Genomic DNA, 11,202 nt, shown 5'->3' with positions numbered 1-11,202 from the left:
CGCAGTGCTGCGGCGGGCAGTGGTGTGCTCGCTCACCGGCGCAGGCTGCGTCGGCCTTCGACGAGTTGGGCGGCGCCGAGCAGGACGACCGATCCGGCCAGTGCGGTGATCCAGGTGGAGAGGTTGAAGAAGCCCTGGAGGCTGTGGACGTGGAAGACCGTGGTGGCTATCCATCCGCCCAGCAGCGCTCCGGCGATGCCGATCAGGCAGGTGACGATCAGGCCGTGTGACTTGCGGCCGCTGACGAAGTGTTCGGCGATGACGCCGACGATGATTCCGAGCACGATCCAGGCGATGACGCCCATGAGGACTCCTGGGTGAGATGACAGCGTTCAAACACAGATCCGCATCCGCTGCGCGGTCGTCTCACGAGGTCCACCGGAGTCGCCTGGGCCTGTGGCCCAGATCCGGATCGGTCAGGGGATGCGAAAACCCCGAACCGTGGTAAGAAGATCCGCGATTGGCGTGGATGCTTCGCCGCCGGGGTCCGGGGTGACACCCTCATCATACTGCTATCGACCTGGGCGGACACGAACAACGACCCGCACGAGGGACACGATTGGCCTGTCAATCCGCGCGCGACGGCGGACGGCTGCGTGGACTGCGTATGGCCCCCAGCGGCGAGGCGGGCCACCGGGCACACGCGCACCACGACGACGGTGTTGCGGCTGACAACCCCGCGTCGACCACCGGCCCGTGGACCCGCCCGATCGCCCAGCACCTGCGCGGAACGCGGTCCCCTCACCGTGCGCCTTTAAAGGCAACGCGGCCGAATCGTGTGGCGGGAGTGGACGTAGGTGGCGTGTGGTGGCGAAGCGACGACAAACCTCGCCGCACTGCATAAGCTTCATACGATGCCCCAAGACCTCGGGTGCCAACTCACACTTGCTGATCGTCCACAGCGCGCGAGGTCGATGACCATGGAGCAATTGCGTGTGTGCGAGCGCCGTGAGAACGGAGTCGTGGTCCTCGCGGTGTCCGGAGAGCTGGACTTGGTGACCGGCCCACAGCTCGACCAGCATCTGGCCGCGCTCGCCGCCGCGGGCGATCACCGCGTGGTCCTGAACGCGGCGGACCTCGTGTTCTGCGACGCCTGCGGAATCACCGTGCTGCTGCGAGGCCACACCCGTGCCCGCGAGCAGCAGGGTTGGCTGCGCCTTTTGGCCGCCCACGCCCGAGTCCGCCGGGTCCTGGCGATCACCGACATGACCCGGGTGCTGCCGGTATTCGACACCGTCGCCGACGCCGTAGCGGGCATGAGTGTCGGCTCTTCGCCCGGCCTCGCGTCCCCGCAGCAGGCGGCGTCAGTGCTGTAGAGCGTTGATAGCCATTCCTTGGTAGCAGCCGTCCGCACCGTCGGCGGGGAGACTTCGACGTGGTCAGGCTCCTGACGCCCGCAGGAGCAGGCCCACACCGTAGGTCAGGGCCATCGCGAGCGTGCCTGCCGAGACAGAACACGAGGACGGGTTGGCCGACGCCGCGCCGAAGTACGGCTTGATCACGAGCGGCCGGTTCGGACCGAGCCGGTCTGCGGGTCGGAACCTTGTGGGGTGGCGTGCCTGCTCAACTCTCTCGCCAGCCAACCACCCGCCAGCCGCGTACCTAACCTGTCAGGCCCGTACACCCAGGTCAGTCGTGTCCGACGTCGGGGTGTTGCAAGGTGCCCTGGGCGGCGCGGGATCCGCTGGGCCCGCCACCGGGTCCGCGCAGGATCCAGGCGGCGCCCACGGCCACGAGCGCACCGAGCACCGGCGCGGTCAGGTAGATCCACAGACCGTGCAGGTCCCCGCTGAGCAGCGCGGGTCCTAGCGAGCGGGCCGGGTTCATGGACGCGCCGCTGACCGGGCTGGCCCACAGGCCCGCCATCGCGATGTAGGCGCCGACGCCGACCGCGGACAGCGGCCCGATGTTCTGTGCGCTCGACGCGGTGCCCAGGATCGTGCTGACCAGCCCGAGGCTGAGCACGGCTTCGACGGCGAAGGCCTGCGTAGTGGTGAAGCCCGGTCCGGGCAGGGTCGCGCCCAGGTGCGCCACGTTGCCGAAGGTCGCCCGCAGCACGAGGGCGGCCAGCGCGGCGCCCGCGCACTGGGCGGCGAGGTAGCCGGGGACCCGGCGCCAGGCGAAGTCGCCGCGCAGTGCGAAGGCGACGCTCACGACAGGGTTCAGGTGCGCGCCGGAGACGGCGCCCATGAAAAGGATCACGGCGAGCACGGTCAGCGCGGGGGCCGTGACTGCGGCGGCGCGGCCGATCTGGCCGTGGGTGGCCGCGTCCAGGACCGCTGCCCCGGCGCCGGCCAGGACCAGCAGGAAGGTCCCGAAAAGTTCGCTGAAGAGTCGGCGCCCCTCGTAGGAGAGGTTGTTGAAGTCGCGGGCCCACACCGGCTCGCGTTCCAACACGGCCGCGATCCGCGTCCCGTGGCGGGCACGCACGAGAGCCTCGACGCGATCGGGCCCGTCACGCCCTGGCGTCGGTCCCGCATCGCCGGGCTGCTGGGGTTGCGTCACGACGCGGTCCCGGTCTCGGCGCCGCGGCCTACGCGGCGATCGCGGGCAGGTCGACGAGGCGGCACGGGATCTCGGTGTCCTCGCCCAGGTGGTAGCTGGCGCACACCCGGTGATACCCGTCGGCGATTTGCAGGTCGCGGCCCTGGCCCAGATCGCCGCGGACCAGAAGGATCGGCGAGAGCGCGTTGCCCTTGGCGACGTTCTTGAGGTCTCTGCCGACCTCGGGGTCATCCGCGGGAAGCAGCGCCAGCCGGGCCGCCCGCAGGATGTCCTTGGCGTGCTGCTGCACGGTGGGCGCCCGCGACAGCAGCGCGGTCAGGATCTCCACCTGCGCTGGAGCGGCCATGAGCCGCAAGAACGACGCGGCCGCCGGGTAGTCGTGCTGCGCCGGGGCATCCGCCCACTTCACGCTGAGTGTCTTCGTCACCATGCCACGTCCCTTCGACATCTCGACCCTCACCCGCCACTCCACCCCGGCGGTCATTGATCCCCGTATGTCCCGCGCACGCGGTTGCACACCCGGGCGGACCGGCGACTTCTGCGCCGGAGCTGCGAGGTGGCGGCGATACTGACAATCACGGCGGCCACGCCCCCGGGTCGGCCGCCGCCCGCCTGCCGCGGACCGTCACCAGCGTGGTCAACCGCGTCGTGGACGCATGACAAACCGACCAGGACATGAAGCAGACCCCTGCTAACCTCTGGCAGACACGGCTTCCGCCCGGTCGATCGGGGCAGGCGCTGTGGGCCGTCTGCTTTCGGCAGCACCGGTCCCACCAGGTTCCATGCGCATGTCGGCGGCTGTACTCTCCAGGTAGCCCTTGACGCTCCGGACCCCGGCGCCGTGATTTCCCGGCGCGCAGGATGCGTCGCGGCGTGCGGCCCGGCCGGAACCCGGCCACACTTTCGCCGTCAGCGCACTCGGTGCTCCCGCGACCCGAAGCGTGAGGCCGTACATGGACGTCATCTCCACTAGGCGCGACGAATTCCTGCATGTGATCACCGTGCGCGGTGAGGTCGACCTGGCCACCGCCGGGGATCTGCTTCTTCGACTGTTGATGCTGGCCGGTCCCGCGACCGGGACGGTCGCGCTGGACCTGTCCCAGGTCGCCTTCATCGACTGCGCCGGACTGCGTGCCCTGACCGCCCTAGACCGCCACGTGCGCACGAGGGGCGGCAGCGTTCACGTGGCCGTGGCGTCACTCGCGGTCGCCCGACTGTTCGAGCTGGTGGGGTTACACGCACGCCCGGACTGTGTGATGGCCCCGCCCGACCCTGCCGCCGCGCTCGACGGGAGGTCCGGGGTATGGCCGGTGGCGGCTGCCTGAACTCCGAACGCACGCCGCCGCGCGCGTCAGGGTCCTGCGATCTTATCGCAAGCCCCGGCCCGGCAGCCGGAACAGCGACACCGATCGGACGGCGCCGCACGCACCGTTGTACGACGTGACCACGGGAGATAACCATGCGCATCGGATCAGTACTACTCGTCATCTGGCTGCTCATCGGCACCCTGGCCGGCAGCCAGCGCCACTACTACGACACCGGCAGCACCAACTGCGCGAAGGCGGGCACCATCCTGGTCACCATCCTGGCCGGCCCACTCAACTACGTCGGGGTCAATCCGAAGGTCTCCTGCGTCGCACCCCAACCCAGCAAATAACCAGCCGACCCGCACCCGCCGGACCTTGTCGCCCAACCGCCCAGCGCGCTTCGGCCTGCGTCGGCCGCGCCAGGCGCCCGACCCGCACCAGGAAACGGCAGGCGGCAGTGCGACGACCCGCTTTCGTCGTCGCACTGCCGGGACAGGAGAAAATCCACCGAGTGATACGGTCCGCGACGGCGCTGGTCATCGCGGATCAGCCAGTGGTCTTACACCACTGCATCGGTGATGGCCGTTCAGGCGCCACTGATTCGGTTTGGCGGTACGCTGATATTCTTCAGTTTAGCGGCCGAAGCCTGTCGTGCGGCGCCTGGAACGCGGACCGAGGATCACGGCGCGTCCGCGTGTGCCCTTTCGGTGCGTTGGTTGGCCATGTCGATGCGGTCCCGTCGGCTGTCCGCGACGATGAATCCCAGTCCCAGGGCCATCACGATGATGGACACGATCCACAGGAAGTGCACCGCCAAGCCGATCAAACCGAAGAACAAGGCCACGGACAGCACGACGAGCATGACGGCGTCCGGGCCCTTCTTCTGGCGCAGCAAGCGCCCGAGCCGTTCGTTTGACCGGGACTCCGCGCCGGAACGCGGCGGATGGGCGAGCTTTGGGGCGACGCTCGGAACGGGCCCTCCGGCGTCCACCGCGGTGTCCAGGCGGTAGTCGGTCCGAGGCAGGCGAGCGTCGTTGTCGAGGTCTTTCAGGTCGGGTCTCATGCGAGACCCCCGATCTCCCTCCGATAGCGGAGGGTCAACAGCCCAGCTTGGGCTACTCACAGTCTATCTCCTGCAGGTCGTCCGGGATACGCGCGCGCAGGCGGCACTGCCCGCAAGGCCGTCGATGCCTCAACGCTGCCCCACGATCGGGCTCCGGGAACGCGGTGCGATGCCCGCCGCGCGCAGCGGAACAGGAGCGCGTCGGCTGCCCGCAGGGATCGGAATTGCAGCGCGCCTTACGGCAGCGTGCGGCCATCCCACCAGCGGTACCAGCCCAGACGGCCCACACGGTCACCGTCACGTGGCACCCGCCTTTCCACGCGCTGCGGTTTGAGGGAAGTGGCTGTTCGGCCGGTCAGTTCGTTGTGACCCGGGCTGGGTCGGTCGCGGAGCGTTTCGGTCCTTTCGCCACATGTCGGGGTTGCTGCATACTGTGCGTGGAGCGTTCATTCACGCAGCCTGACCGAATTCCCGATTAGGTCTGGACCACACGCCGGTCTCGAGATCTGCCTCGCTGCCCGTCCTTCCCGTGCAAGGTGGGTTCGATGGCGACGCTGTCTCACTGCGATCTCAACTTGTCTCCTTTCACCCTGGTTCTCGCCTGGATGACGGTGCGGGATGCCGTGGGGTGTCCCGTCGCGCCGTGGGCGGGGAACGCGCCCATTCCGTTCCGGCCGGGCCCGAGGGGGGCACGGTGATGTTCAAGGGGCGGCGGGGTTCCCGCGCGGCCGATGTGGCAGCGCTGTCAGTGGTGTCGGCCGGGCAGATCGTGTGGGACGCGGAGGGGACCGTGCGGCAGGCCTGGGTGCACGAGTTGCTGCGGAGGCAAGCCCATCTGGAGTTTGCCCGCAGCGCCGCGTCCAATGACCGTGCCGTCGCACTCGATCGCCTGAACGCGGCGCAACGCGATGGCGACCCGAGGGAGATCAACACGGCCCATATCGCCTTGGAACAGGCCCTCGACGACGTCCGTCAAAGTTCGCTGGCCTGTGAACAGGTCCGCCGGAGACTGCGCGCGGCGTTGGACTCGCAGGCCCGCGCGGCCAAGGAGCGGGCGGTGGCGTCCCTGGTGCGCCAGTTGAAGCGGAACAGATCGGTGATCGCCGCGTCCTGCGCGCGGGAGCCGGGAGACGAGGCCGTGGAGACCGGGTCAGTTCCGAAGCTGCGGCGGCCCTCCAGGTGGCGCTTTCGCGTGGTGGTGCATCGCACGGCGGGGCTGCGACAGTCATGACCGCTCCGGTGTCCCGTTCGGCACACGTTTCGCCTGTTCGTCCAGCCGAAAGGAGCAAGCAAATGATCGGTATGTTGCCCATGGTCCTCGGCACCCCCGTCGACCTGAACAGCCCCGGACACTACGTGCACTGGGGCGTGATCCAGATATCCGTGGCCAATCTCGTGGTCGTCGGCGTCATGCTGCTGGTCTTCATCCTGGCGTTGGTGCTGCCCTTCCCGAGGGGGCGCGACCGCAAATGAGCGGGCAGTCGACCACGAACCCGACCACGGCCCCCGCCCCGGCCCCGGTGGCGACGGGCGGATGGACCGGCGCGGTGCGGCGCCGCGCGGTGCGCGCCCTGCCCCCGGACAAGCTGCTGCCTGACACCCAACCGGCGTACATGGCGTCCTGGATCTACGTATTCGGCGTGCTCACGCTCGCAGCATTCGTGGTCGTCCTCGCGTCTGGCACGGTTCTCGCCTTGCGCGGCCCGGCGTGGTGGCACATCTCGAGCCTCGGGCACTACATCAATAGCCTGCACCTGTGGAGCGTCGAGTTGTTCATGGCCTTCATGGTCATCCACCTGTGGGGCAAGTTCTTCATGGCCGCCTGGCGCGGACGCAGGGCCCTGACCTGGATCACCGGGGCCGTGGCGTTCCTCGGTTCGGTCGGCACTGCGTTCACCGGCTACCTCGCCCAGCAGAACTTCGACTCGCAATGGATCGCCACCCAGGCCAAGGACGGTCTGAACGCGGTGGGTATCGGCGCGTACTTCAACGTCATGGACTTCGGCCAGATGCTCATGTGGCACATCGTGCTGCTGCCGGCGCTCGTCGGGATCCTGGTGGTCTGGCACTTGCTGCTGGTGCGCCACCGCGGTGTCGTGCCGCCGATCGCGCGGCGCGAGCGCTCCGCCGAACCGGCCCCGACCGCCGAGGCGATACCCGAGCCGGTGCTGAGCACAGTACCGGACGCCGACCAGGCGCCCCGCTCATGAGGCGCCGCACGCGCGACGCCGAGCCCGACCCGTACTCCTTCGGCGCGCGGCCCTACGACCTGGTCAAAGAGTTCACGATCGCCATGGTCGTGGTCCTCGCCCTCACCTTCGCGCTGGCCGCGGTGTTCTCCTCCCCGGACGACAAACCGCTCACGATCGCCGCCTGGGCCAAGGCCGACCCCGGCGACTTCACCACGACCGCGCTGGCCGAACTGGACGGCTCCAGCCTCACGGCCGGGTACGGCCCGCCGTACAACGCCGCGGCCAACGGCCAGAAACTCGGGCCGCTGTCCCTAGCCAAGGCCGCCGGGGTCACCCACCCGATCGACACCGCCCAAGCCTTCGTTCTCGGCCCGCTCGGCTCCGCGCCACAGAGCGCACAGGTCGCCGCGGCGCTCAGCACCTATGACAGCGCGAGCGCGGACCAACAGGGCAAGTGGACCAGCGTTTACTCGGACGCGCTGACGAAGGCGAACGGCGATCCGACTAAAGTCGCCGCCGGGGACTACGGCCCGGTCCCGATCCTGCTGGGCCAACTGCTGGTTCAGGCACAGGCCGGGTCGCTCGACGGTGTGCTGCTCTCGGAGGGCGGGTTCTACCAGAGCGACTACACCCTGCCGCTGCTCTTCCTCGCTGACGGCTCCGACCTGGCCGCGAAGGCCAGCGCCGACCACCTGACGGGCACGCAGTGGGGAATGATGAACGAGACCGGGAACTTCCCCGGCCAGGCCTGGCTGTGGCTGTACACCTTCTGGTACCAGATATCCCCGTACGACCACAGTGCCAACGCCGACGCCCTGGTCATGGGCACCATGGCGCTCCTCGTCCTGCTCTTCGTGTTCGTACCCTTCATCCCCGGGCTGCGCTCCATCCCGCGCCTGCTGCCGGTCTACCGGCTCATCTGGCGGCGGCATTACCGGGAGCGGCGTGAATCTTGACGAGACACGAACCGGCCCGCTCGGGTGCGCCGCTGGCTGTGCTGCTCGCAGCCGTCGCGCCGCCGACGCGAAGGGATGCGTCTGGCGTGCGCGCGAGAGGCCCTGCCAGTGTCCGCTGAGCTGGACGGCTTTGACGGTGAGCAGGATGCCGACGGGTGGTCGCGCCGCTCAGGATACGGACTTCTCGGCCGCAGGGGGTACCTCATGCGGCAGGGCATGAGTTACCAGGTCGGTCAGTTGTTGGGCGGATTCGGCGATTTCGGATGCTTCGAAGGCCGCTCGTTCGTGTTGCGCGGTCACCGGATCCGCCAGGCGGGCGATGTCCTCGGCGGCGAACGCGTCGAGTGTCCGCCTGCTGAGCAGGTCGAGTGTCGGGTCGTGGGCCGCAAGCTTGCGGGCCGTGGCCAGGTCCCGGTGGGCGGCTTCGAGTTCGACGACCTGCCGAGCGTGCGCCTCCAGCGCATCGACGCGGTCGTGCAGCGCGGCGGCGGCTGAGTTGAGCGCTGCTATACGTGGCGCGAGGGCCGCTTTCGTCGCCGGACCCGCGTCAGGTGTCAGCCGGTCGACGAGCCTGCGCTGACGGGTGAGTTCGGCCAGCTCGTCGGCGAGGTCCCACACCAGATGTGGGAGGACGGCAGAGCGCGCGACACTGCCGACCGGCCCTTGGGCGCAGGACTGTGATCCGGCGACGGTCTCGGCCGCGGCCCGCGCCCTGGCGAGCAGCGCCCTGCCGGGCTCGTCGAGGTCTTCGCACGGGAGGATGTAGTGCCTTCGCAGACGGGCGGCGAGTTCGGCCACGTGGACCTGCCGAATGCGCGCGCCACGTCCGACGGCGAGGGATGCTACGAGCGCGAAAGGGCACAGCAGCAGCACGATCGCAATGGTGATCCCGAGCTGTTGAACAATCGCCGGCACGGCCGCGTGGCCGCCGCTGAGTCGTCCTTTCGCCACCAGGCCGAGCGTGCCGAGCAGTCCCAGACACGATGCGATGAAAACCAATAGGCTGATGATTTGCGCGGAGTCCGAGCCGCCCTGGCCGCGCGGTGTCCGCGCTGCGGGATCGCGGCTGTCGGCCGGCAGGAGCATGTCGGGATGCTGCAACAGGGTTTCCCGGTCGTCGTCGCCGACGGCGGGGTGGAAAACCGGCTGCGCGGACCGGTCCGCGCGCGGGTCGTGTTCTGGTTGCCTATCCATGCGGGGTTCTCCCTGGTGGACGACGTGAGGTTCTCCGCGGGGCCTGCGCTGGCCGGGCGGGGCCGTTCGGGTTCGGCAGGGGAACGTCCCTGCGATCGGAGCGAACGAATCTATGTACGTACATACGCGCAGCGCGTTGGCTTGACCCGGATCCGGATCCTGATTTGGGACGGGTTCGCAGGCTTCTGCGGATGCCCGGCAGCGGCTTCCACCTCGCGTGGCAGCACGGCAGCCGCGTCGTCTCGCAAGCCGCGATCGTATTCGGGTTCGTGTTCCGACACGCGAAAACCAAGCCTGTCCCGGTCCGGTTCGTCACGGCCGGAGAAGAGCACGATCGTGCCCCGGGCATTTCGCGTATGGCGCCGTACCGAGTGCACGTGTGACTGCGGACTGCTCGCGCTGAGCCGTGTATTGCGACGATTACGTCGATCAACGATGCAGGCAAGGGGGATCCCGGCTTTCCCGAAGCCGGCGCGTCAATCGTCCGGCACCTTGTCGCCGGGGTCCGGGACGACGCCACTGACGATAGCCCCGGGACAGTCCTGCGGGAAGCCATCGCCCGCAGACCTTCGGCCGTCGCGAGCACCACACGATCGCGGCGCCATCACACGCCGAGCAGACCCCGACCGCATACGTGCTATTGGCCCACCTGGCGTATGGCTTCTACTCGCCGGTGAGGTGTTGGGTGAGGAACTCGAGCAGGCCGGGGTTGACCAGGTCAGGGTTCTGCTCGGCGGGATAGTGTCCGGCCTCGGGGATCTGCAGGTGGCGGGTGTCGGTGGCCAGGCGGGAGAGGCATTGGTGTACGGCCGTGCCCATGCCGTATTGGCCGCCAACGGTGAGCACCGGCATTGTGAGCGGCGTGGCAGATCGGTCGGCGACGGCCTGGGCGTCTTCACGCGCGGTGCGGTAGTAGCCCAGGCCAGCGATCAGGACGGATGGTTGTCGGTAGGCGTCAAGGTAAGCCTGCTGCGCTGGTTCGGACAGCGGCCACGGGCCCGCGCTTTGGCGCAGGAACGCGCGGTGGTAGGCGTCTTCTCGTCCTGGCAGCACGCTTTCGGCCAGGCCCGGCTGACGGTTGAACGGCCCGTGCCAGTCGGGGTAGTGGCTGCGTCCCGGCTCGGGGACGGGCACGTCGATGCCGGGCAGTACTTCCTCCTCCACGACCAGGGCGCGCACCCTGTCGGGATGATCGGCGGCCAGCAGGTAGCCGACCGTGCCGCCCCAGTCGTGCCCCACTACCGCGAAATGCTCGATGCCGAGATGGTCGGCCAAGGCGATCACATCATCGGCCAGGGCCGCCTTGGCGAACTGGCCTGTGCTGTCCGTGGAAGCGCCCAGGCCGCGCAGGTCCGCGGTCAGTGCCCGCAGGCCGGCCGCGGCCAACGCGGGAACGGTGTGGCGCCAGTGCAGCGAGGTGACCGGCCAGCCGTGCAGCAGCACGACCGTGGGCCCGCTGCCGGTGTCAGAGGTGGCCAGGCGGACACCGTCACGAACCTCGACCCGTGTGATCACACCGCAAGTGTGCACCATCGCATCCCGCGCCTGTGCCGGTCAGGGGCGCGCTGACCGGCACAGCAGGCAAAATTGACGTGTCAATCATTCGCGCTATGATTGACGCGTCAATGAGTTTGGGGTGAGGACTGTGGGAGACAGCGAGCGGGTAGTCGGCGCGGTGGCGCGGCGGCGGATGACGAGCAACGAACTCGCGGTCTGGCGGGCGCTGATCGACACGACCGCCGAGCTGCGCAGGCTCCTGGGGGCGCAATTGCTGCAGGAGACGAGCCTGTCACCGGCCGACTATCACGTACTGCTGGCGTTGAGCGAGACGCAGGGCAGGCGGCTGCGTTCATCGGAGCTGGCGGCGGCCATCGACTGGGAGCGAAGCCGGCTGTCCCACCATCTGGCGCGTATGGAGCGGCGCGGTCTCATCCGTCGCGACGAGTGCGCCACCGACAACCGCGGCGCCGAGGTCTCGCTGACGC

The 11,202-nt window shown here is 69.0% G+C and carries 15 protein-coding genes; 8 read left to right on the top strand and 7 right to left on the bottom strand.

All coding sequences use genetic code 11. The features are described 5' to 3' along the window. Positions 1-32 precede the first annotated feature (32 nt). On the bottom strand, positions 33-305 hold the full coding sequence (locus VGZ32_RS17290) for a GlsB/YeaQ/YmgE family stress response membrane protein (RefSeq protein WP_326887092.1): 273 nt from the start codon (positions 303-305) through the stop codon (positions 33-35). A gap of 615 nt (positions 306-920) precedes the next feature. On the opposite strand from VGZ32_RS17290, the gene VGZ32_RS17285 reads away from it, so the two are divergent. Further along, positions 921-1,316: an STAS domain-containing protein gene (locus tag VGZ32_RS17285; protein WP_326887091.1), complete on the top strand. Its 396-nt coding sequence runs from the start codon at positions 921-923 to the stop codon at positions 1,314-1,316. A 63-nt stretch (positions 1,317-1,379) separates the two neighbouring features. On the opposite strand, the gene VGZ32_RS17280 is transcribed toward VGZ32_RS17285, so the two are convergent. From VGZ32_RS17280 to VGZ32_RS17270, 3 genes are all read right to left on the bottom strand, one after another. Continuing rightward, on the bottom strand, positions 1,380-1,502 hold the full coding sequence (locus VGZ32_RS17280) for a hypothetical protein (RefSeq protein ID WP_326887090.1): 123 nt from the start codon (positions 1,500-1,502) through the stop codon (positions 1,380-1,382). 127 nt (positions 1,503-1,629) lie between these two features. Then, a complete protein-coding gene (locus tag VGZ32_RS17275) occupies positions 1,630-2,397 on the bottom strand; it encodes an MIP/aquaporin family protein (protein WP_326887089.1) in 768 nt (255 codons plus the stop codon). A gap of 136 nt (positions 2,398-2,533) precedes the next feature. Next, positions 2,534-2,935, bottom strand: a complete 402-nt coding sequence (locus VGZ32_RS17270) for a hypothetical protein (protein ID WP_326887088.1) — start codon at positions 2,933-2,935, stop codon at positions 2,534-2,536. Positions 2,936-3,458: 523 nt separating this feature from the next. On the opposite strand from VGZ32_RS17270, the gene VGZ32_RS17265 reads away from it, so the two are divergent. Then, the gene (locus tag VGZ32_RS17265) at positions 3,459-3,830 is read left to right on the top strand and encodes an STAS domain-containing protein (protein WP_326887087.1); all 372 of its coding nucleotides are present in this window, start codon (positions 3,459-3,461) and stop codon (positions 3,828-3,830) included. A gap of 134 nt (positions 3,831-3,964) precedes the next feature. Continuing rightward, positions 3,965-4,162, top strand: a complete 198-nt coding sequence (locus tag VGZ32_RS17260) for a hypothetical protein (RefSeq protein WP_326887086.1) — start codon at positions 3,965-3,967, stop codon at positions 4,160-4,162. 329 nt (positions 4,163-4,491) lie between these two features. Here VGZ32_RS17260 and VGZ32_RS17255 read toward each other — a convergent pair whose 3' ends face one another. Then, positions 4,492-4,875, bottom strand: coding sequence for a hypothetical protein (locus VGZ32_RS17255; protein ID WP_326887085.1), 384 nt, complete (start codon positions 4,873-4,875; stop codon positions 4,492-4,494). A gap of 694 nt (positions 4,876-5,569) precedes the next feature. Here VGZ32_RS17255 and VGZ32_RS17250 point away from each other — a divergent pair. The 4 genes from VGZ32_RS17250 to VGZ32_RS17235 all read left to right on the top strand — a co-directional run bounded on the left by VGZ32_RS17250 (position 5,570) and on the right by VGZ32_RS17235 (position 8,023). Further along, positions 5,570-6,106, top strand: coding sequence for a hypothetical protein (locus VGZ32_RS17250; protein ID WP_326887084.1), 537 nt, complete (start codon positions 5,570-5,572; stop codon positions 6,104-6,106). Between the two features lie 62 nt (positions 6,107-6,168). Continuing rightward, positions 6,169-6,348, top strand: a complete 180-nt coding sequence (locus VGZ32_RS17245; RefSeq protein WP_326887083.1) for a hypothetical protein — start codon at positions 6,169-6,171, stop codon at positions 6,346-6,348. Beyond that, on the top strand, positions 6,345-7,085 hold the full coding sequence (locus VGZ32_RS17240) for a cytochrome b N-terminal domain-containing protein (RefSeq protein ID WP_326887082.1): 741 nt from the start codon (positions 6,345-6,347) through the stop codon (positions 7,083-7,085). Before VGZ32_RS17245 ends, VGZ32_RS17240 begins: the two co-directional genes overlap by 4 nt. Then, the gene (locus tag VGZ32_RS17235; protein WP_326887081.1) at positions 7,082-8,023 is read left to right on the top strand and encodes a hypothetical protein; all 942 of its coding nucleotides are present in this window, start codon (positions 7,082-7,084) and stop codon (positions 8,021-8,023) included. Before VGZ32_RS17240 ends, VGZ32_RS17235 begins: the two co-directional genes overlap by 4 nt. 168 nt (positions 8,024-8,191) lie before the next feature. Here VGZ32_RS17235 and VGZ32_RS17230 read toward each other — a convergent pair whose 3' ends face one another. Continuing rightward, positions 8,192-9,217 (bottom strand): hypothetical protein, encoded by a 1,026-nt coding sequence (locus VGZ32_RS17230; RefSeq protein ID WP_326887080.1) that lies wholly within the window; start codon positions 9,215-9,217, stop codon positions 8,192-8,194. A 663-nt stretch (positions 9,218-9,880) separates the two neighbouring features. Then, the gene (locus tag VGZ32_RS17225) at positions 9,881-10,732 is read right to left on the bottom strand and encodes an alpha/beta hydrolase (RefSeq protein ID WP_326887079.1); all 852 of its coding nucleotides are present in this window, start codon (positions 10,730-10,732) and stop codon (positions 9,881-9,883) included. A 175-nt stretch (positions 10,733-10,907) separates the two neighbouring features. Here VGZ32_RS17225 and VGZ32_RS17220 point away from each other — a divergent pair. Beyond that, on the top strand, positions 10,908-11,202 hold a 295-nt coding region (locus VGZ32_RS17220), incomplete at its 3' end, for a MarR family winged helix-turn-helix transcriptional regulator (protein WP_349263636.1).

Source organism: Actinocrinis sp., from assembly GCF_035938995.1.
GTDB lineage: Bacteria > Actinomycetota > Actinomycetes > Streptomycetales > Catenulisporaceae > DASZGI01.
The sequence above is the reverse complement of the archived record's forward strand: the minus strand, read 5'-3'. Positions and strand labels throughout refer to the sequence as shown.

Excerpts from the sequence above, each read along its gene's own strand:
- VGZ32_RS17290 (WP_326887092.1), bottom strand. The coding sequence starts at position 305 with ATGGGCGTCATCGCCTGGATCGTGCTCGGAATCATCGTCGGCGTCATC.
- VGZ32_RS17285 (WP_326887091.1), top strand. The coding sequence starts at position 921 with ATGGAGCAATTGCGTGTGTGCGAGCGCCGTGAGAACGGAGTCGTGGTC.
- VGZ32_RS17270 (WP_326887088.1), bottom strand. The coding sequence starts at position 2,935 with ATGGTGACGAAGACACTCAGCGTGAAGTGGGCGGATGCCCCGGCGCAG.
- VGZ32_RS17265 (WP_326887087.1), top strand. The coding sequence starts at position 3,459 with ATGGACGTCATCTCCACTAGGCGCGACGAATTCCTGCATGTGATCACC.
- VGZ32_RS17260 (WP_326887086.1), top strand. The coding sequence starts at position 3,965 with ATGCGCATCGGATCAGTACTACTCGTCATCTGGCTGCTCATCGGCACC.
- VGZ32_RS17255 (WP_326887085.1), bottom strand. The coding sequence starts at position 4,875 with ATGAGACCCGACCTGAAAGACCTCGACAACGACGCTCGCCTGCCTCGG.
- VGZ32_RS17245 (WP_326887083.1), top strand. The coding sequence starts at position 6,169 with ATGATCGGTATGTTGCCCATGGTCCTCGGCACCCCCGTCGACCTGAAC.
- VGZ32_RS17240 (WP_326887082.1), top strand. The coding sequence starts at position 6,345 with ATGAGCGGGCAGTCGACCACGAACCCGACCACGGCCCCCGCCCCGGCC.
- VGZ32_RS17235 (WP_326887081.1), top strand. The coding sequence starts at position 7,082 with ATGAGGCGCCGCACGCGCGACGCCGAGCCCGACCCGTACTCCTTCGGC.
- VGZ32_RS17230 (WP_326887080.1), bottom strand. The coding sequence starts at position 9,217 with ATGGATAGGCAACCAGAACACGACCCGCGCGCGGACCGGTCCGCGCAG.